Source organism: Archangium violaceum, assembly GCF_016859125.1.
Classification (GTDB): Bacteria; Myxococcota; Myxococcia; order Myxococcales; family Myxococcaceae; genus Archangium; species Archangium violaceum_A.
Genome location: NZ_CP069338.1, coordinates 1,035,015 through 1,055,746, shown reverse-complemented (window position 1 = coordinate 1,055,746; position 20,732 = coordinate 1,035,015). Strand labels below are relative to the sequence as shown.

At 68.6% G+C, this 20,732-nt stretch carries 13 protein-coding genes; 8 read left to right on the top strand and 5 right to left on the bottom strand.

Annotated features, from left to right (window positions below):
- Nucleotide 1 precedes the first annotated feature (1 nt).
- On the bottom strand, nt 2-622 hold the full coding sequence (locus JQX13_RS04550; RefSeq protein ID WP_203407849.1) for a DUF4230 domain-containing protein: 621 nt from the start codon (nt 620-622) through the stop codon (nt 2-4).
- A 42-nt stretch (nt 623-664) separates the two neighbouring features.
- Here JQX13_RS04550 and JQX13_RS04545 point away from each other — a divergent pair, with 42 nt between their 5' ends.
- Nucleotides 665-1,276 carry a 2OG-Fe(II) oxygenase gene (locus JQX13_RS04545; protein ID WP_203407848.1) on the top strand — a complete coding sequence of 204 codons (612 nt, stop codon included), beginning with the start codon at nt 665-667 and terminating at the stop codon, nt 1,274-1,276.
- On the opposite strand, the gene JQX13_RS04540 is transcribed toward JQX13_RS04545, so the two are convergent.
- On the bottom strand, nt 1,255-1,821 hold the full coding sequence (locus tag JQX13_RS04540) for an XRE family transcriptional regulator (RefSeq protein ID WP_203407847.1): 567 nt from the start codon (nt 1,819-1,821) through the stop codon (nt 1,255-1,257). The two genes, JQX13_RS04545 and JQX13_RS04540, sit on opposite strands and share 22 nt — an antisense overlap.
- Before the next feature lie 83 nt (nt 1,822-1,904).
- Between JQX13_RS04540 and JQX13_RS04535 the strand changes: the two genes are divergently transcribed.
- A complete protein-coding gene (locus tag JQX13_RS04535; protein WP_203407846.1) occupies nt 1,905-2,645 on the top strand; it encodes an SDR family NAD(P)-dependent oxidoreductase in 741 nt (246 codons plus the stop codon).
- On the top strand, nt 2,642-3,667 hold the full coding sequence (locus tag JQX13_RS04530) for an S-adenosylmethionine:tRNA ribosyltransferase-isomerase (protein WP_203407845.1): 1,026 nt from the start codon (nt 2,642-2,644) through the stop codon (nt 3,665-3,667). The genes JQX13_RS04535 and JQX13_RS04530 overlap by 4 nt, the downstream gene beginning before the upstream one ends.
- 25 nt (nt 3,668-3,692) lie before the next feature.
- Here JQX13_RS04530 and JQX13_RS04525 read toward each other — a convergent pair whose 3' ends face one another.
- Entirely contained in the window at nt 3,693-4,913 is a 1,221-nt protein-coding gene (locus JQX13_RS04525; RefSeq protein ID WP_203407844.1) for a zinc-dependent alcohol dehydrogenase, read from the bottom strand.
- A 131-nt stretch (nt 4,914-5,044) separates the two neighbouring features.
- The gene (locus JQX13_RS04520; protein ID WP_203407843.1) at nt 5,045-6,547 is read right to left on the bottom strand and encodes a Ppx/GppA phosphatase family protein; all 1,503 of its coding nucleotides are present in this window, start codon (nt 6,545-6,547) and stop codon (nt 5,045-5,047) included.
- Nucleotides 6,548-6,683: 136 nt separating this feature from the next.
- On the opposite strand from JQX13_RS04520, the gene ppk1 reads away from it, so the two are divergent.
- Together ppk1 and JQX13_RS04510 are read left to right on the top strand one after the other, a co-directional pair.
- Nucleotides 6,684-8,846, top strand: a complete 2,163-nt coding sequence (gene ppk1, locus JQX13_RS04515; protein ID WP_239014533.1) for a polyphosphate kinase 1 — start codon at nt 6,684-6,686, stop codon at nt 8,844-8,846.
- A 90-nt stretch (nt 8,847-8,936) separates the two neighbouring features.
- Nucleotides 8,937-9,647, top strand: coding sequence for an immunity 52 family protein (locus JQX13_RS04510; RefSeq protein ID WP_203407842.1), 711 nt, complete (start codon nt 8,937-8,939; stop codon nt 9,645-9,647).
- Nucleotides 9,648-9,659: 12 nt separating this feature from the next.
- Here the strand turns inward: JQX13_RS04510 and JQX13_RS04505 are convergent, their stop codons facing one another.
- The gene (locus tag JQX13_RS04505) at nt 9,660-14,012 is read right to left on the bottom strand and encodes a hypothetical protein (protein ID WP_203407841.1); all 4,353 of its coding nucleotides are present in this window, start codon (nt 14,010-14,012) and stop codon (nt 9,660-9,662) included.
- A 419-nt stretch (nt 14,013-14,431) separates the two neighbouring features.
- Between JQX13_RS04505 and JQX13_RS04500 the strand changes: the two genes are divergently transcribed.
- The 3 genes from JQX13_RS04500 to JQX13_RS04490 all read left to right on the top strand — a co-directional run bounded on the left by JQX13_RS04500 (nt 14,432) and on the right by JQX13_RS04490 (nt 20,652).
- Nucleotides 14,432-16,552 carry a di-heme oxidoredictase family protein gene (locus tag JQX13_RS04500; RefSeq protein WP_239014532.1) on the top strand — a complete coding sequence of 707 codons (2,121 nt, stop codon included), beginning with the start codon at nt 14,432-14,434 and terminating at the stop codon, nt 16,550-16,552.
- Nucleotides 16,553-16,685: 133 nt separating this feature from the next.
- Nucleotides 16,686-17,240 carry a class I SAM-dependent methyltransferase gene (locus JQX13_RS04495; protein ID WP_203407840.1) on the top strand — a complete coding sequence of 185 codons (555 nt, stop codon included), beginning with the start codon at nt 16,686-16,688 and terminating at the stop codon, nt 17,238-17,240.
- A 133-nt stretch (nt 17,241-17,373) separates the two neighbouring features.
- The gene (locus tag JQX13_RS04490; protein ID WP_203407839.1) at nt 17,374-20,652 is read left to right on the top strand and encodes a protein kinase domain-containing protein; all 3,279 of its coding nucleotides are present in this window, start codon (nt 17,374-17,376) and stop codon (nt 20,650-20,652) included.
- Nucleotides 20,653-20,732: the final 80 nt, after the last annotated feature.

Below are 20,732 nucleotides of genomic sequence, written 5' to 3'. Positions count from 1 at the left end.
GTCAGCCCGCGGTGGCCACGGGCGGCAGCACGTCCACCACGTTCACCTCGCGGAAGCCCAGCGAGAGGAACAGCACGCGCAGCGTGTTCTCCGCCGAGCGCCGGGCCCGCTCCTTCAAGCGGGCATCGCCCTTCACCTCGCGCTCGAAGGCCTCGCGGGCCTTCTCCAGGAGGAGCGCCGTCTGGGCGCTGTCCAGGTTGGAGCCGATGATCTCCGTCTCGCCGGGCTTGAGCTCCACCTTCACCTCCAGGGGCGGGAGGGCCACGTCCACGCGCGTGCCCTGGACGCGCAGCGAGGAGCCCGTGAGCCGGCCGAAGTCGTAGCCGAGGTGCACGTCCGCGAAGACGATGGCGCGGCCGCGCGGCGTATGGAGGGAGTAGGCCGCCCAGTTGATGACGTCCTTCCAGAGCGAGTTGGTGGCCTGGGGCTCCGGGGAGAACTCCACCTTCTTGTAGAGGGACACGTCCAGCGTCTCCAGGCGGGCCACCTCGTGGATGCGGGTGACGAGCGCGGGTGTATCCGGCAGGGCAGGGGGCTTGGGACGGAGCCAGAGGAAGGCGCCCCCGGCCCCGACGGCCAGGGCGACGACGACGAGCAACACCCGCAGGAGGAGACGCAGCATGGACCGCCATTCTAGCCATTGTGGGGTAGGGTTCGCCGCGCCATGAGTCCGCTGTCCCTTCGAGATGAAGAAATCCAGTCACTCGGTGAGCGGGGTTGGTTCACCCGCGCGTCCTTCCTCGGGGAGACGAATGCACGGGCCCTTCACGTGGAGGCGAAGGCGCGCGTCGAGGCGGGCCTGCTGCGCCCCGCGGGCATCCGCCGGGGCGCGGACCACTCGCTGGACCGGGACATCCGCGGCGACTTCATCACCTGGGTGAAGCCCGAGGAGCAGGGCTCGGCGCTCGGCCGCCTGCGCGACGCCTATGCCGCGCTGGGTGAAGCGCTGTCGGCGGAGGCCTACCTGGGGCTCGGACGCTTCGATCTGCAGCTCGCCTGGTATCCAGGCGGCGGAGAGCGGTACGCGCGCCACTTCGATGCCTTCCCGGGCCAGTCCAACCGGCGCGTCACGGCCATCTACTACCTCAATCCGGACTGGGTGCCCGCGCACGGCGGCCTGCTGCGCCTCTACCTCGAGGGAGGCACCGTGGACGTGGAGCCCACGCTCGATCGGCTCCTGGTGTTCCTCAGCGAGCGCATCGAACACGAGGTGCTGCCCGCTCACGGCCCCCGGCTCGCGCTCACCGCCTGGTTCTACGGCCGGAACGCGGGCTGAGCCAGCAGCACCACCGAGTAGCCCACCGCGGCCTTCGTCCCCGGGTTCTCGTACGAGTGTTTCTGGTCCCCCCGGAACACCACCACGTCTCCCGTCTCCAGGATGAAGCGCTCGCCGCTGGCCACCAACGCCATCCTCCCCGCCTCGCACACCAGGTACTCGCGCGTGCCCGGCGTATGCGGCACGCCCGTCAGCCGGGCTCCCGGAGGAAGCTCCATCCGGTCGAACTCCATTCCGGGTAGAGGGTCCGGCAGCAACTTGCGCACGAAGCCCGGTCCCCTCGTCCGCACGACCAGGCTGTCCCGCGGGTAGTGCTGGGCGCTGGCCCGGGGCCTCGCCACCAGTTCCTCCAACGACACCTGCAGCGCCGACGCCACCCTGTGCAACACGCCCAGCGTCGGGTTGCTCGCTCCCGACTCCAGATTCGCCCACGTCGCCCGAGGCACTCCCGCCAGCTTCGCGAGCTGTGCCTGGGTCGCTCCTCGTGCCTCACGCAGCGCCTTGACGTTGCGCGCCAACCAGCCCGCCAGTTCCTCGTCGCTCATGAGATGGCATTCTGCCAATGGGTTGTCACCAAGGCCAACGAATGGGCGTCCCGGGCGTACTCCTGATGAAAGGAGGAAACACGATGAAACTCGAAGGAAAGGCAGTACTGGTGACGGGAGCGAGCCGGGGACTCGGAGAGGCGTTGATGGAGACGTTCGCCAGGAAGGGGGCGCGAGTGGTGGGCGTCTCGCGGAACGCCGGGGAAATGGAGGCGGTGGCCTCCCGGCTGCGTGCTCGGGGCCATGAGGCCCATGCGCTCGCCGCGGACGTGGGTGACAAGGAGGCCATCCATCCGCTGGTGGGGGCCGCGGCCGCCCTGGTGGGCCCCATCGACGTCCTCGTCCACAACGCGAGCACGCTGGGCCCCACGCCGCTGCCCCTGTTGTTGGACACCGCTTGCGAGGACCTCGGGCGCGTGCTGGAGGTGAACCTCGTGGGACCCTTCCGGCTCACCAAGGCCATCGTGGGCTCCATGCTGCTGCGCGGCGAGGGCCTGGTGGTGCACCTCACCTCGGATGCCGCCGTCGCCGCCTACGCGCGGTGGGGCGCCTATGGCGTGTCCAAGGCCGCCCTGGAGCACCTCGGGCGCATCTGGGCCGCCGAGCTGGAGGGCACGGACGTCCGCTTCCTCAACGTGGACCCCGGCGAGATGGACACCCGCATGCACCGCGACGCCATTCCCGAGGCGGACCCCGCCAGCCTCGCGCGTCCGGAGGACGTGGCCGCGCGCATCGTCTCCCTCGTGGAGTCCGCCCAGGCCCACCCGTCCGGCGCCCGTCTGGAGGCCGCTCGCGTGGAGCCGGTGCGTCCGGAGGCCGCATGAACGCCGCCCGTTGGCCTCGGGAGCATCCGGACTCCGGACGCCTTCTCCTCGTGGCGCCCCGCTCCGGGCGTCTCGACGATGTCCGCATGACCGAGCTTCCCCGGATGCTGCGTCCGGGCGACCTGCTCGTCCTCAATGACGCCGCGACACTTCCCGCGGCCCTGCCTGGCCAGACGGAAGCGGGTGCCCCCATCGAGCTGCGGCTCGTGTCCCGCGAGGAAGAGGGCACCTGGACCGCCGTCCTCCTCGGCGCGGGGGATTGGCGCACCCGCACCGAGGAGCGGCCACCGCCACCGCCCGTCGCTCCGGGCGAGCGGCTCGTCCTGGGTGGATTGGGTGCGCGCGTGGTGGCCGTGCTCCCTCCCTCTCCCCGCCTCCTGCGCGTGATGTTCGAGGCCCGGGGCGCCGCGCTGTGGGCCGCGCTCTACCGCGCTGGCCGGCCCGTGCAGTACGCCCACGTGGAGCGCCCGCTCGCGCTCTGGCACATCCAGACGGCCTACGCCGCGCGCCCGTGGGCCGTGGAGGCACCCTCCGCGGGCCTGCCGCTCACCTGGGCCCTGCTGCTGGACCTGAAGCGCCGGGGCGTGCGGCTGGCCTCGCTCACGCACGCGGCGGGGCTGTCCTCCACCGGAGAGGCCGCGTTGGATGCCGCGCTCCCTCGCCCCGAGCGCTTCGACGTGCCCGCGTCCACCGTGGACGCCATCCACGCCACGCGGGCCTCGGGGGGACGCGTGGTGGCGGTGGGCACCACCGTGGTGCGAGCACTGGAGGGGCGCGCGGCGCAGACGGGCGGCCGGTTGGAGGCCGGGGAGGGCGTGACGGACCTCCTCCTCGGGCCGGGCTTCGTTCCACGGGTGGTGGACGGGCTGCTCTCCGGGATGCACGAGCCCGGCACCAGCCACTTCACCCTGCTCCAGGCCTTCGCGCCGCCAGAGTTGTTGCGCGCCGCCAACGTGCTCGCGGAGTCACGGGGCTACCTGGGGCACGAGTTCGGTGACTCGTGCCTCATCCTGGAGCCGTGAAGGCTGGAGCCGTGAAGGGCGGGGCTCACGTCAGCATCGCGGGCTCGAGCTCCACCTTCATCCAGCCCGGCTTGCGCGCGTCGAAGGAGCGGTAGGCCTCGAGCGCGCTCGTCAGCGGCTGCACGTGCGAGAGGAGCTCCGTCGGCTCCACCGCGCCCGTGCGCACCAGCTCCATCAGGTGGGGGATGTACTTGCGGTGATTGCAGTTGCCCATGTTCAGCGTCAGGTTCTTGTTCATCGCCTGTCCGAGGGGGAACGTGCGCATCTGCTGCGGGTACACGCCGATGATGGCCAGTGTGCCGGCCTTGGCCAGCGCGTCCACCGCCCACATCATCGCCTGGGCCGGCGCATCACCCGGCACCCAGTTGTCTCCATGCGGGTTGGTGTGCGGCGCCACTTCCTTCTGCTCGCGCTTGAACTCGGCCCTCTCCTTGCGCGCCGTCTTCGCCGCCGGGCCGTGGTGCGCGTGCATCGAGTCCACGCCCACCGCGTCGATGGCCCGGTCCACGCCGATTCCACCCGTCAGCCGGACGAGGGCTTCCACCGGATCCTCCTCGTCGAAGTTGATGATCTCCGCGCCTTGCGCCCGCGCCGCCTCCAGCCTGTCCAGGTGGCAGTCGATGGCGAAGATGCGCCCCGCGTCCATCAGCTTCGCGCTCAGGATGGCGAACTGGCCCACCGGCCCGCAGCCGAACACCGCCACCGTATCGCCCGGGCTGATCTCCGCGATGTCCGCCCCGAAGTAGCCGGTGGGGAAGATGTCCGACAGCAGGATGGCCTCCTCGTCCGTCACCTCGTCCGGAATCTTCACCAACCCCACGTGGGCGAAGGGAATCCGCGCCTTCTCCGCCTGCAACCCGTGGAAGGGCCCGCTCATCTCCGGCCCACCGAAGAACGCCGTCCCCGCGCGCTTGCCATTCGGGTTGGCCACGTCGCATTGCGCGTAGTACCCCGAGCGGCAGTACGAGCACGTGCCGCAGGCGATGGTGGACGGAATCACCACCCGGTCTCCCACGCGCAGGTTGCGCACGTCCCTGCCCAGTGACTCCACCACGCCCACGCCCTCGTGCCCGAGGATGGTGCCCGGCTTCATGCCCGGAAAGGTGCCGCGCACGAAGTGCAGGTCCGTGCCGCAGATGGCGCTCGCCGTCAGTTTGACGATGGCATCCGTGTCCTGCTGGATGACGGGCTCTGGTACGTCCTCGAGCCGGATGTCCCCAATCCCATGAAAGACGACCGCCTTCATTGCCGCTCCTTCCCCCGTGGGGCACCAGGCGCAGGGCGCGCTGGCGTCGCAATCTCCCCGCTAGGGGTGGACACGCGCTCCGTCCGGTGCCAGACGTACGCGCTTCCCTTCCGGGAGGCCGAGCGGCGGGGCTAGCGGCCGATGTGCAGGGTGAGCCGCTTGTTGAAGACGCGGCGGAAGAGGGCCGTCTCACGCTCCACCGTCCACACCTCCAGGTCCACCGGCTGGCGCGCCTTGAAGTGCAGGGACACCGCGTCGCGGCCGTTGACGGCCCGCAGCTCCTTCACCGGCTGGTGGTGGCTGCTGTCCAGCGCGTTCGCCACCCGCAGCAACGTGGCCAGCTTGCGCACCAGCCGGGCCTCGGCGGCGCTCAGCCCCTGCATCCCCGAGTGGTTCAGCTCCGGCGGGCTGCGTTGGTGGTAGCGCGCCACCCGTGCCACCAGCTCGCGCTCGCGATCCGTCAGGCCGGGGATGTCGCCGTTGTGGATGAGGTAGTACGTGTGCTTGTGGTGGCGCTCGTAGCTGACGGCGTTGCCCACGTCGTGCAGCAGCGCGGCGACCTCCAGGTACGGCCGGCACGAGAGCGGCAGGTTGTGCAGCGAGGCCAGCTCGTCGAAGAGGGTGAGGGCCAGCGCCGCCACCTGCCGCGCGTGCTTCTCCTCGAAGAAGAGGCGCCGCCCCATGGACACCGCCGCGTCCGCCAGCGAGTGGTCCTCGCGTGTCGTGTCCTGCCGGTACATCAGGTCCACCAGCAGCCCGTCGCGCAGGCCCCGGTTGACGCCGGTGACGCTCTCCACGCCCAGTTGCCTGGTCACCCGCTCGAGGATGGTGGCGCCCGCCACGATGATGTCCGCGCGCCGGGGATCGAAGCGCTTGCGCCGCCGCTCCGGCGTCATCTCCGCCAGCGTCTCCACCGCCTGGGTGAGCTGGCGCACCGACGCGTGCCCGGTGCCCTCGCTGGCCGCGTAGCCCACCACCGCGTTGATGGTGCCCGAGGAGCCCAATGCCACCCGGGGCAGGTTGGGCAGCCGCTCGGGGATGGCCTTGCGCATCTGCTCCTCCACGTAGCTGCGCATCAGCCGCAACTGCTTGGGCGTTACCTTCCCGGCGGCGTCGAACATCTCCGTGAGCCGCACCGAGCCCAGCGGCAGGCTCCACAGCTCATCCGGCCGCTCCCCCGTGGCGAGCGCCACCTCGGTGGAGCCCCCTCCAATGTCCACCAGCAGCGAGCGCGTGTGCGGTGGCTTGCGGTGCAGCACCCCCAGGCAGATGAGGCGCGCCTCCTCCTTGCCGCTCACCACCTCCAGGTTCAGCCCCGCCTCGTCGCGCACCCGCCGGACGATCTCCTCGCGGTTCCTCGCGTCCCGCATGGCGCTGGTGGCCACCGCTCGCACCCGGGCCTTGTGCCGCCGGCACAGCGCCGCGTAGCGCCTCAGCGTGGACAGGAGCCGATCCGCCGTCTCCCGGGGCATCTCCCCGCTGGCGAAGACGCCCTCGCCCGGGCGGATGGGATCCCTCTCCTGGTGGAGCGTCTCCAGCGAGCCCTCGGCGTCGGGCCGGGCCAGCTCCAGACGCACTGCGTTGGTGCCCACGTCGATGGCGGCGAGCACGGGCTGTAGGGTCGATGTGGGCATGATCTCTAGAAGTCCGGAATGGTTGCGGCTCGAAGGAGTGGGCCTCTCGGCGGGGGCGGTCAATCTTTATTAGAATCAGGTGTTCGTGACAGCTCCGTGACGTGACGTGGAAGAGCACCTGCAAGAGTCTCCGCCCGTGGAATTCAATGATCCGCAGCTCTTCATCAACCGCGAGCAGTCCTGGCTCGCCTTCAACGAGCGGGTCCTCGATGACGCCCGCGACCGTGAGCTCCCTCTCTACGAGCGTTTGAAGTTCCTCGCCATCGCATCCTCCAACCTGGATGAGTTCTTCATGGTCCGCGTGGCGGGCCTGAAGCAGCAGCTGGCCAGTGGGGTGGCCGAGACGGCGGCGGACGGCATGCTACCCGCCGAGCAGCTGAGTGCCATCAGCGAGCGCGTCCACAAGCTGGTGGACGCGGCCTCCCGTCTCTGGGTGGAGGAGCTCCATCCCGGGCTGACGGCCGCGGGCATCTCGGTCCTCACCCGCGACAGGTTGACGGCCGAGCAGAAGGCGGCCGCGCGGACGTACTTCACCACCTCCGTCTTCCCGGCCCTCACCCCGCTCGCGGTGGACCCGGGGCACCCCTTTCCGCACCTGCGCAACAAGTCCCTCAACGTGGCGGTGTTGCTGCGGCGCGAGGGCCCCAAGCGCCGGCGCAACGTGCGTGGCACCTCGCTGGCCGTGGTGCAGGTGCCCAGCGTGCTCCGCCGTCTGGTGCCGATGCCCACCGACAAGGGCTCCGCGTTCCTGCTGCTGGGCGAGCTCATCGCCCTGTGCGCGGGTGACCTCTTCCCCGGCTACGTGGTGGAGCACGCCGCCGCCTTCCGCGTGACGCGCAACTGGGACATCAACGTGGACGAGGAGGAGAGCGAGGATCTGCTCTCGACCATCCAGGAGGAGCTGCGCCGGCGGGACCGGGGCGCGGCGGTGCGCCTGGAGCTGGACGCCGTGGCCAGCCCCCAGATCGAGTCCCTGCTCACCGGGGCCCTGAAGCTGGGGCCCATGGACGTGTACCGGCAGCAGGCCCCGTTGCAGCCCTCGGACCTGATGGTCCTCACGGAGCTGGACCCGCGGCCGGAGCTGCGCGTGGAGCCCTTCGTGCCCACCGTGCCCGCGGTGCTGCGCGACGCCGAGTCCCTCCTGAGCGTCGTCGCCGAGCGCGACATCCTCCTGCACCACCCCTACGAGTCCTTCGATCCGGTGGTGCGCTTCCTGGAGGAGGCCGCCGAGGACCCGGACGTCCTGGCCATCAAGCAGACGCTGTACCGCACCAGCGGTGACAGCCCCATCGCCCGGGCCCTGTCGCGCGCGGTGGAGAATGGCAAGCAGGTGGCGGTGCTCGTGGAGATCAAGGCCCGCCTGGACGAGGCCAACAACATCGCCTGGGCGCGGAAGATGGAGGAGAGCGGGGTGCACGTCGTCTACGGCCTCATCGGCCTGAAGACACACTCCAAGGTGGCGCTGGTGGTGCGCCGCCAGGGCAATGGCATCCGCCGCTTCGTGCACCTGGGCACGGGCAACTACAACCCCAACACCGCGCGCCACTACACGGACCTCTCCCTCTTCACCTCGCGCACGGAGATCGCCGACGACGTCAGCGCCCTCTTCAACATGCTCACCGGCTACGCGGTGGCGCCGCCCTGGAAGCGGCTGGCCGTGGCGCCCATGGGACTGCAGGAGAAGGTGCTCTCGCTCATCCAGCGCGAGGCGGAGAAGGCCCGGCGGGGCGAGCCCTCGCGCATCGTGGCGAAGATGAACTCGCTGGTGGACCCCACCGTCATCCGCGCCCTGTACGCGGCGAGCCAGGCGGGCGTGGAGATCGATCTGCTGGTGCGCGGCATCTGCTGCCTGCGGCCGGGCGTGCCGGGGGTGAGCGAGCGCATCCGCGTGACGAGCGTGGTGGACCGCTTCCTGGAGCACAGCCGGGTGTTCACCTTCGGGGCCGGCAACTCCCCGGAGGTATGGATGAGCAGCGCGGACTGGATGCCGCGCAACTTCCTGCGCCGCATCGAGGTCATGTTCCCCGTGGAGGACCCGGCCATCCGCCAGCGGTTGCTGGACGAGGTGCTGGGCGTGGCCCTGAAGGACAACGTGAAGGCGCGGCGGCTGCAGGTGGACGGCACCTATGTCCCGGTGGGCAGGGATGGGACGCAGGTGCGCAGCCAGGCGGTGCTGATGGAGCTGGCCCGGCGCAACAACCAACAGGACCCCAAGCCGCTCGAGGCCCTGCGCCACGCGACCGCCCCCGAGCGGCGTGACGAGCCGCTCGTGCGTCCGGCGCCGCAGACCGCCAACTGAGCCGCTCCCCCGTGGGCTCCCGGACCCTTTTCCTCATCCGGAGCGATGAGGGATTGGTGTCCGGGTTACCCATGGCGTATGTCATGGCCGATGGAACTTTTCCAGGCGGGCGCCTACTGGGGATGTCGAGACGAGTCCGCCGAGGCGTGTGCCCGGCGAGCGGAGGTGCTGTTCGGGCGGCTGGGCCGGTGCGACCCGGCCTATACCCGGTGGTACGAGTACGTGTATTCGCGCAAGCACGCGCTCGGGCTCCCGTTCGAGCCCACCGCCGAGACGTTCCTGGGCTTCTTCGAGAGGAAGAAGTACCGGCTCGGCAGGGACGGGTTCATCTTCGAGGCCTGGACGGGGCAGGAGCAGCGGGGACGCGGTGGCCTGCTGAGCTTCACCTGTGGCTCCAGCCTGCCCTTCTACGCCAACGGGTGCATTCTCCACCTGCCGCGTGAGCAACCGGCCGCCGGGCGCGTGCTCACCGTGCCCGTGCTGACGGAGGTGGTGCGCGCCCTGGTGCTGGCGTGGGACCCGGACGGCTGCGCGGTGATTTCGGAAGGGGACCGGAGCTCGAAGAAGGCCCTGGAGGCCTCGGCCCCGTGCATGGGGTGGCTCATGTACTTCTCGCACCAGCGGGGCCGCGTGCCACCCCTGCCCAGGCCCGTGCGCGTCGAGCCGATGGAGGACAGGGGCACGCTCGTCGTCCTCACGCCGGAACGCTTCTCCGTGGAGAACCGGGCCCATGTGGAGCTGGCCGAGCGTGTTCGCGTGCGGCTCGCGGCGGCGGGGTTGCTGCCGCCGCCGCGAGGTTGAACCCGGCCCTGCTCAGTTCGCCTGGCAGCCGCCCGGGTCGATGACGCGATCCTGGGAGAACACCTCGAACGTGAGCTCCACTCCTTGGATGGACTGTCCAATCCCTGGCGTGGTCGCGGTGCCGTAGACGCTGTCCGGGATGATCAGGAACCAGTCGCCCAGCAGGCTCCGCTTGTAGAGCAGGATGTCACTGGGGTCATGGCCCTGCCCGGCGATGCTGCACGCCCTCGTGGGCACCTTGGACTGGAAGCCGGTGCTGCAGTTCGGGTCCGAGAAGTCACACGTGGGGGTTGGCGAGGTGCATGGCACGAGGTTCTCGAAGTGAAGCTGCTTCTTGACGGGGTTTTCTCCATCGAAGTAGCGCTCGAGTTCCTGCAGCTCGAAGTCGGCGACCCAGCTCACGTCCGCCGAGCATGCGTCATAGCCCACGGTGAAGGCGTCAATGGGTGTGCGTGCGACGTAGATCAACCCGGGGACCGGCATGGTCGGGCCTACCAGGTTGACGTGCACATTGTTGATGCGATGGTTGCGCAGCACTCCCAGAAATGAATCGTTGCGTACATCCATATGGTCCAGCCTGAAGCGGTAGATATGCGCCGCCGACGAGCCGTTCCCAATGGGGAAGCCGAGGGCACTGAGCTGCGCGATGTCCGTATCGGAGGCGGGGACGAAGGGGTTGCCGACCACGCGGCGGTAGTAGGGCCGTACCGTGCCTGATGCTCGCGGGATGGTACTGTCCAGTGTCAGGGCTCGGTCCTTCAGTTCCTCGTAGTTCAACAGGGTGAAGTTGTTGGGCTTGAGGATGTCGGCCGGTAACCCGGAGGCTCCGGTCGTCGGACTGAAGGGGAGGAACTCGTACTCCGCCTGTCGCACCATCGTCCAATAGAGTCTCGTCAGGATGTCCACTCGCGTGGTGGCGGACGTAAAGGCCTGCCGTGCGAGCAGGATGCGGTCGAGCATGCTCAGCTCCGCGCTCGTGGAGGCAGCTTTGGCACGCCGGGCCAGCTCGTTCGCGGCCATGCTCTGGACGCGCAGGGCCCGGGTCTCGAGCTTCGCTACCTCGTAATCCATCTTCGCCTTCTCATACTCGGCCACCAGATCCGTGTACTCGAGCGTCAACCGCTGCTGGGTCTCCTGGGCCAGCAAGCGCCGGACATCTTCCGCCACGATGCTGCGCGGCACGACGAGCGGAGGCGCCGGCGAGGTGTCGCGCCCACGCGAGAGAAGGTCCCAGAGTACCTGCCCCTGGTCCGACACGGCCTTCTTCACCGGTGCGCTCCCGATGGCGGCCTGCGCCGACCCCGCCACCATGTCCCAGAAATTGCTGCTCGTCTGCTGTGGTGTCTGGTTGTCAGCGGGAGGCTCCGTGACGGGTTTGCCTTCCTCCTTCTGGAGCAAGCCCTTCAGGTCCCTGCCGATGGCATCGGCCACCCTGCCACCGAGCTGGCCCAGGAACTGACCGGTGAAGGATTGGGCCACGCCCAGACCCAGGCCGACGATGAAATCACCCAGGTTCGGCGGATCCTCCTTGGGTTGGGTGAGCACCAGGTCCTCTTCAATCGCATCGATGATTTTCTTGCGATCCGAGAGCGCTGTCGCCAGGTCCACCATGACCTGCCTGGCGATCTCCTGCTTCATCGCCGCCTCCTTCAGATCGGTCCCGATCTCCTTCGACTCATTTTCGAGGACATTGGCGTTTGACTTGAGATCGTTCATCAAGTCGATGGAGTTGGAGAGCATCAGATAGCGACCCACCGCACTGTCCATCGTGTCGTAATGCGCCATGAATTGCTGGTACAGGTTGCTGTAGTGCTCGTTGGTGTTGATCTGCGCTTCACGCGACTGGCCCCAGAAGTCCAGGCCCGACCGCAGGTACGAGAGCCGCAGCTGGACCAGTCCCAGGGTGGGGCAGATGCTCAGGGTGAGCGGATCCAGCGCGGTCACCTCCGGAAGCGGCTCGCAATTGATGTCGTTGCGCACCTGCATGCTCTGCAGCCGTACGAGGGTGTGCAGGTAATGGAAGGTCGCGATCTGCTGCTGCCCCATCTTGAAGTAATGGTTGGCGGCGGAGAGGTCCGTGATCCATTGGTTGGGAGAGAGCAGCGAGCGCAACGTGTCCGTCTGACGACGCTCGATCCATCGGACGTTGATATCCCCGGCGGTGCCCGGTTGCCCCGATACTCCGTCTTGGGACAGGTGGCCGAGGTGACAGGAGACGAAGACCTTGGTGTTCATGCAGGCCGGGTCGCTCGTGGGGGGACACTTGGGCACATAGTTCGAGTACGAATAGCTCTTCCCCTTGAACCCGTATACGCCGGCCGCGCCGAGCTTGCTGGACGCGGTAATCGCGGCGGCGGGGTTCACCCCATTCCATGCCGTAGGCAGTGTCACCATCTGGTCGTGCGGGGTCTGGCTCTTTCCCTCACAGATGAATTCACCAAAGAAGGGGTTGTAGCGGCAGGTGTCCTCACCGCAATCCTTCGCGCCGTTGCCGTTGTTGTCGATGCCGTCCGTGCACTCGGCCAGCGTGTTCTCGAAGTCGCCGCACACGGAGGATGCGAGCTGATTGTTGTTGCACTGGAAGTCCTTGCAGTCGACGAATCCGTCGCTGTCGTTGTCCAGCCGGTCGGAGCAGGTCGCGACCGTGCTTTCCTTCAGGAACGGATAATACTGCGGCGTGCAGATCTTGACATAGGGGTTCCTGGAGCAGTCGTAGTCGTTGCAGTCGGCGAACCCGTCACGGTCGTTGTCAATGCCGTCGGTGCAGGCTTCCAGCGAGTTCTCGGTGGTACACACCTTGATGGTCGGGTTGTTGCGGCACTCGTAGTCCGCACAATCCACCTTGCCGTCGAGGTCGTCGTCGAGGCCATTGCTGCATGCCGCGGTGCTGGCCTCCTCCCCGCCGCTGGTCCGGATGTAGAGCGCGTTGCTCGGGCCACCGCAGATGGAGAGGGACTTGCACTGGTCGTCGTTGCAGTCCGCGGCGGAGTTGCGGTCGTTATCCAGGCCATCCTTGCACGATTCGGGGTTTCCCTCGCCCTTGCAGAAGCCGTGGGAGCGGCAGCTGAAATCGGCGCAGTCCTTGTAGCCGTCACCGTCGTTGTCCACGTCGTCGGTGCAGGCCTCGACCGAGAACTCCCGGAACTGAGGCGTGGAGGTCACCTTGTGGGCGCAGACCGAGACGTAGGGATTGGCCGCGCAGTTGGGGTCCTCACAGTCGACCTTGCCGTCCGCGTCGTTGTCGATTCCGTCACGGCACTGGGCGTTATCGGCCTCGGTGAGGACGTCGCAGATGGCGATGGAGGGATTGTTCGCGCAGAGCGGATTGGCGCAACCGAGGGCAGGATCGCTGAAGCACTGCCACTCGGTGATGGGCGTGGTGGAGACCGGTGCACGAGAGGGTCCGCTGCCGACGAGCGTGGTGTAGCGCACGAGCACGTCACCCGCGTGGCCGCCGTTGCCACCATCACCACCGTCCTGGGAGTCTGTATAGATGGTACCCGTACAGGTGGCCTTCGCCGCGGGCTCGTAGGTGATATGGACGGTGGGCGTCGCGGGATTGGCATCGACATCCCTGCCGTTCGTTCCATTCTCTCCCGGGGCGCCGTCGGTCAGGGTCCGCAGCTTGTCGAGCACGTTGGCGAAGACGATGACGGAACCGCCGTTCTCTCCATGGCGACCGCTCGTGGCCTTGGTGTCCACGGATTCCGGTCGCTCCCGGTAGAAGGTCGCTCGTGTATCGATCTCGTGGCCGTTGCTCTTGAAGGACTCCGAGACAATGAACAGCGAGCGTCCCTGGGTGGCCACGTCACCCGCGAGCTCGACGTTCCATCCCAGGAGCAGGACCACGTCCACCGGCTGCTCCGTCAAGGGAGCGCCCAGGGAGTCCGTTTCGTAGAGGGGGTCGCATTGGAAGTTCGCGGAAGATGCACACTCCGCCGCGGCGTTCAGCGAAGCATGCGTGATGCCGGGAGGCTGCTGCGCGAACACGCCGTCCGCCTGGGGCAACAGGACCTGGTTGCCCGACAGGAAGATGGAGTACTCCCGCGAGTTGGCCTCCAGATAGCGCACCTTCGGATCATACGTGTCCGTCTTCTTGTGGGCCTTCTCCAGCGCGGCGATGACCTCCGGGTGCTTCGAGCCGATCCGGGCCTTGAGCTCGCTCAACCGCATCATGGCGGCCTTGGGGCTGGGCGGGAGGCCCGTGGTTTCGTTGTAGCTCCAGGGTGGATGGATGCCGTTGTTGATCCGCGCCGACTTCGTGATGAGAGGCCCTGTCGGTTGCTCCAGCTCCGCGGGCCCCAACGCCGGTTGACAGCCGTAGATGCCCAGGAGCAGCAGGGCGGCTGCCTTCTTGAATCGCATATGGATTGTCTCCCCTGTAACAAAGGCGGGGAGGTACATGTCAGGCGAGGCGTGATGAAGGCGTGACGGCCACCGCGATCTATCGGAACCCACCCTCTCGTCGAGGGCTCCGTTTCTCAATCTTGAATAAAACGGGTCTACCGCCCAGGCGCGAAAAGTGCCGGTACGCCTCTACTCTCCAATCAAACGAGAAAACCATCCGCCACTGTCCATGTCATCGCGAAAATCCGCTTTTCAGCATTAAACCAGTTGGTGACTGTCTGGATGGGACGTTAGACTCGGAGTGCAGTTGGAATGACATCCAGTCGTAGAACCCGAGTCAAAGACCCCCCATGAACTCCACGAAACCGACAACAATATCCTCCGGTTCGTCTGGGCGCCCCTCCGCTTCGGCCCTGGCGACGGTGTTTGCCGCTGTCGTGTCGTTGACGGCTTGCGGCGGTAGCAGCGAGGGCGGAGGCACGGGTTCCTCCCCGCCCCCGGAAGGCTCGCCCAACGCGCCCATCACCCCCGCCCCGGTGGGCACCGGTGTGTTGGCCGAGTACTCGCCGCTGTTCGCGGCCGATACCCCCATCACCGAGCAGATCCAGTACACCGAGCCCGACGGCACCCTCGTCACCTTCATGGGCGCACGGCCCACCGAGCGCCATGCGCGTGAGCGGGGCGAGGCCTGGGACGCCCCCGACCAGGGCCCGGGCCGGTACTTCACCTTCCCCACCTTCTATTTCCAGAACCGGACCTTCGGTCTGGAGATCCGCGACGAAGTGCCCGCCGGCCGCCAGCGCATCGAGGTGATCCTCCACGTCAACGACGGCACGTTCGACGGCACCACCTTCAGCCTGTTCCGCAACATCAACGACCCGAACGTGCGCGACTTCGGCTGGTCGTTGAACTATGGCTTCAACAACCCCAACGAGGGCAACAAGCCCATCTGTCACGCGGGCGAGCGCACGTGCCGGATGTCCTTCACGTCCAACTGGCGCACGTCTCCGCATAGCCCGTTGAAGATTGGCGACAAGATCGAGCTGGCCCCCGCGCCGCGCCTCCAGCGCCCGGTCATCGACGGTGGCGGTGAGCGCTACTACTCGTTCGAGCAGCTGTACGTGGTGGGCAAGGGGATGCGCCCCTGGTACGGCATCGTCCCCAACCTGGATTCCGAGCCCCTGCCCGACTCGACCCTGCTGGGTGGCCAGGCCAGCGTGTCCTACAACTACTCGGAAGAGCCGCATCGGGTGTTCCAGCAGATGGCCAACAACATTGGCATCGGCAACACCAAGCGGTTCGTGCAGGGACGCCGTCTGTTCCACACCTCGTTCGCCGACGGCAAGCACTCCGAGCACCCGAACACCAACCCCGTGTTCACCGAGCACGTGGGGCAGCTGGGCCCGCGCTACAACCAGGCGCGCTGCATCGAGTGCCACACGGCCAACGGCCGCAGCCCGATGCCGGACCAGGGCGCGCGGCTCGACACCCTGTCGGTGCTCACCGGTATCGCGAGCGCCAACGGCACGGTATTGCCCGATCCCACCTACGGTCTGAACGTGCAGCAGCGGGCCGCCTCCACCACGGCCCCCGACTACGCGGTCAGCGTGGCGTCCTACGAGAAGACAGTGCGCACGCTGGCCGGTGGCGAGCAGGTCGAGCTGGTCAAGCCGGTCTACTCCTTCAAGGGGCCCGTGCCGTCGCTCTATTCCGTGCGGCAGGCGCCGCAGGTCATCGGCATGGGCCTGCTGGAAGCCGTGGCCGAGCCCACCATCCTGGCGCTGGCCGATCCCGATGACAAAAACGGTGACGGTGTGCGTGGCGTGCCGCACTGGGTGAACGACCCCGAGACCGGCAAGGTGCACCTGGGCCGCTTCGGCTGGAAGGCCACCAAGGCGAGCTTGCGTCACCAGGTGGGTGATGCGCTCGTGAAGGACATGGGCGTCACCTCTCCCGTGTTCCCGTCGCGCAGCTGCCAGCAGGGCGCACCCGACTGCCGCAACGGCGCTGGCGCCACGGCGGTGTCGGCCGAGGAGCTCCAGCGCATGTCGGACTACCTGGCGCTCATCGGTGTGCCGGCCCAGCGCAGCCTGCGCAGCGGTTACCCCGAGGGCATCCGCGTCTCGCCGGAGCATGATGTGAACCCGGAGCTGATCGCCCGCGGCAGTGTCCTCTTCGCCCAGGCCCAGTGCACGGCCTGCCACACCGCGCAGATGACCACGGGCAACACCCATCCGTTCGCCGAGCTGCGCAACCAGACCATCCGCCCGTATACCGACATGTTGCTGCACGACATGGGTCCGGAGCTGGCCGACACGCTCACCGAGGGCCAGGCCGCTCCGAGCATGTGGCGCACGGCGCCGCTGTGGGGCCTGGGCTCGCTGAAGTATGTGCAGGGCGGCGTGCAGAACGTCCGGTACCTGCACGATGGCCGCGCCCGCACCCTGAACGAGGCCATCGGGTGGCACGGCGGTGAGGCGAGCGCCAGCCGCGCACTGTACGAGGCGCTCTCGAAGGAAGACCGTACGGCGGTGATCGCCTTCCTCGAGTCGTTGTGAGCTGACCGGGGCGGCCCGGCGGACCCGCCGGGCCCCCTGCGGCGTGTCAGTCCATCGTGCTACCTGCGGCGGATGTCGAATTCGATTTCCAGCATTCCCCGCTCACTGGCACAACATGGGGGCCAATCGGCTCATGCGCCAGGGGGTCATCGATCAGATTCCCGAGGGAAACCACCTGGACATCCTCGATGTAGCGTGTGGCCCGGCGACGTGGATGGGCCAGGCGTGGCTGCAGAACCGGCGGCATCGCTACACGGGAATCGATCTCTCCCCGGCCTACCTGGAGGCGGCCCGGCTGTTGCGCCGCAAGGCCACGCTCCTGCAGATGAACGCCGAGCGGATGCTCCCGGAGTGGACGGGCCGTTTCGATCTGCTCACCTGCATCTGGCTTTTCCACGAGCTGCCGCTGCCGGTCATCGAGCGTGTCACCGCGGAGATGGCGCGCGTGCTCGCGCCGGGAGGGACGCTGCTCTTCATGGATGCCATTCAGGAGGGGGACGGCTCCGGCGAGGAGCCGGGCCCCTTCGAGCACTTCGAGGCCTACTTCAACGAGCCCTTCTTCCTGGACTACTCGCGGCTGGATCTTCCGGCGCTCTTCGCGCGCCACGGGTTGCGGACGGTGAAGACGGAGCGCTGGTACCTGTCGAAGCTCCTGGTGCTGCGCAAGGAGGAGCGCGGGAGCGTGTGAGGGCGGGTACCACCACCGTCCAGGTCGTGAGCGGCCGCCGCGCTTCGGCCGCTCGGGGGGAAGGGCCGTCACGGCGCTCGGCGTCACATGTTAGTGTGACCGCCGTCGGCTGAGACGGGAGTACTTCCGAGTCATGGCGCGCAAATCCCCCGAGGCGCTGCAGAGCACGAGCACGTTGATTCGGGGTGGTACGGAGGCGGAGCCCCTGCTTCCGGGCCCGGTCCCCCCTCCCTCTCCAGGACGAGCGTTCGCCGGGGGAACGAAGGTCGCCGGACGCTACCAGGTGATGCGTTTCCTCTCACGGGGGGGCATGGGCGAGGTGTACGCGGCGGAGGATCTCTCGCTTCACGAGCCCGTGGCGCTCAAGACGATTCGTCCGGAGCTGGCCGCCACGCCGGAGGCACTCCTGCGCTTCAAGCGCGAGCTGCGGCTGGCGCGCCGGGTGACGCATGCCAACGTCTGCCGTGTCTTCGATATCGGAGAGCACGAGGTCGTCCCGGTGGAGGGAGGGCCGTCATACCGGATCGTCTTCCTCACCATGGAGCTGCTCGCGGGGCGGACGCTCCATGCGCAGCTCTCCCGTCACGGGAGGATGCCGCCGGAGCAGGTGCTGCGGCTGGCCGAGCAGATGGCGGGCGCGCTCGATGCGGCGCATGCCGCGCAGATCATCCACCGCGACTTCAAACCCGGCAATGTGATGCTGGTGCCCGCGCCGCCGATGGCGGGGGGCTTGCGCGCGGTGGTGACCGACTTCGGCCTGGCCCGTGGTGAGCTGCTCGAGGGAGACGGCTCGGCATCGAAGGATGGCCATGTCGTCGGCAGTCCCTTCTACATGTCCCCGGAGCAGCTGGAGGGCCTGCCGCTGTCGCCTGCCTCCGACATCTATGCCTTCGGGTTGGTGCTCTTCGAGATGGTGACGGGACGGCGGCCCTTCGTGGCGGAGACGCCGATGGCCGCCTCCCTGCTGCGGCTGCGCCAGGCGCCCCCTTCTCCGCGCGAGCTGGTACCGGAGCTGGCTCCTTTCTGGGAGGAGGCGCTCCTGCGCTGTCTGGCTCGCCAGCCGGAGGCGCGGTTCGCCACCGCGTCCGAGGCCGTCGCCGCGCTGCGCGGCGGAGCGCCCACCCCGGCCCCCGTGACCCCTACTTCGTCCAGGAGGCGCTCTCCCTTGAAGTCCACGACGGCGACGTCGACCGCGGGGACACCGTCGGTGGCACGGCGGGTGGTGGCGGTGCTCGCTCCACGCAACCTGATGGCCAGGGCCGAATTGGCCTGGTTGTCCACCGCCCTGGCGGAGCTGCTCTCCGCGGAGCTGGCCATGGGGGAACAGCTCCGCCTGCTTCCCGGGGAAGGCGTCGTGCAGATGCGCCGGGATCTCCTCCTTCCAGAGGAAGAGGGCTTCGCGGAAGCCACGCTGCAGCGCATCCGCGCGCACTCGGGCGTGGACCTGGTGCTCACCGGGGCCTACCTCGTGCAGGGGCGCGAGGAGGACGCGCGGCTGCGGTTGAACCTGCGTCTGCAGGAGGCCACCACGGGCGAGACGCTGGCCCACCTGACGGAGGTGGGCGCGGAGCGGGAGTTGTTGGAGCTCGTCTCGCGCGTGGGCACCGCGCTACGAAAGCGTCTGGGTCTGGCGCCGCTGACCACCGAGCAGGCCCACGGCGTGCGCAGCGCGATGCCTGGAGAGCCCGAGGCCGCACGGCTCTACGCCGAGGGGCTCGCCGCCCTGCGCGGCCATGACGCGGCCTCCGCCGTGGAGCGCTTCGAACGCGTGGTGGCGCGGGAGCCTGCCTTCGCCCCCGCCCACTCGGCGCTGGCCGCCGCCCTCCAGCAGCTCTACCAGGAGGAGGCGGCGAAGGAGGCAGCGCGCCGGGCCTTCGAGCTATCCGCGAGCCTCTCACGAGAGGAGCGCCTCCTGGTCTCGGCTCGCCACCACGAGGCCCATTCCGAGTGGCCTCGAGCCATCGAGGCGTACCGGACACTCTTCGAGTTCTTTCCGGACAACGTGGAGTACGGCACCGCGCTGGTATTCGCGCAGCTGTCCGCGGGGCAGAACCGGGAGGCCCAGTCCACCCTGGAGGCGTTGCGCCGGCTCCCGCCCCCCCTGGGGGCGGATGCGCGAATAGAGCTGGCCGCGGCGGTGGCCACGAGCGCGACCGCTGACTTCATCTCCTCCCGGCGGCACGCGGAGACGGCGGTGTCCCGCTCCCTCAGGGCCAGCCAGGGCCAGCTCGCCGCTTCCGCGCTCATCATGGAGGCCTACGCGGCGCGCAACCTCGGAGAGCCCCGGCGCGCCGTCGAGCTGCTGGAGGAGTCGGAGGAGCTCTTCCTGGCGAGTGGAGACAGGGGAGGCGCGGCACGCTCGATGCTCGTGCACGCCATGGCGCTCATCGACATGGGGCGGCTGCTCGAGGCCGAGCGCGTGTTCGTCTCCGCCATCCAGGCGGCCCGGGAAATCAAGGGCGCTTCGCTCGAGGCCGAAGCCCTCCTGTGCTCCGGGGGGCTGAGCTGCCGTCTGGGCGAGCTCTCCGAGGGCCTGAGGCGTGCGAGCAGGGCCGTGGAGCTCTACCGGCAGCGCGGGCGGCTCTCCGACATGAACTCCAGCACCATCCTGAAGGGCTCCGTGCGGCGGCTCATGGGGGCGCTGGACGAGGGGAAGCGTCTGCTCGAGGAGGGGAGTCATGCGGCCCAGGTGCTCTTCGAGGATGGCTATACCGAGGCCTGGGGCCGCTACGAGCTGGGCTGTCTGCTGATGGAGTTGGGAGAGCTGGTGCAGGCACGCCGTCAGCTGGAGCGCGCGCTGGAGTTGCGGCGGGCGCGAGGCCTGGGCGCCTTCGTGGCCGAGACCGAGCTGGGCCTGGCATGTCTGTCCCTGGAAGAGGGGCGGCCCCAGGAGGCGCTCGCGGTAGTGGAATCCGCGCTGTCGGCCTATGCGGCGCTGAAGAGCCTGGACGGGGAAGGCCACTCGCACGCGGTGAAGGCCCGGGCGCTGATGGCCCTGGGGAAGCCCGTGGCGGCGCGTGAGTCCCTGGAGCACGCCCGGGCGCTCGCGGGTGGCAGCGAGGACGTGTTCATCGCGGCGGAGGTCGTGCTCACGGGCGCGTCCCTGTTGTCGAGGGATGGAGGACCCTCGGAGCGGGAGGACGCGGCGCGGCAGCTCCAGGCGCTCGCGGCGCGGGCGGCTCGCGCCGGCATGAAGCGGGTGGCGCTCGAGGCGCGGCTCCTCCAGGTGGAGCTTCGCCGCGACACGAAGGCCGCGGCGGCGCGCAAGGTCCTGCTGTCGATCCGGCAAGAGGCGAACCAGCTTGGCTACCGGGGTCTGCTCCAGCGAGCCAATGCCTTGCTCGGAGAGGACGGATTTCCTCCTGGCCGCGTGCCGGCGACGGGACGACGCGGCCCACCCGGAAAGCAATAGCAGGGCCGAGCGGTCCCGCGAGTCCGCCCACGCCACGAGGTAGTTGTCGAGCCCGGCGGCCATGGCGGGGGTGAGCTCCA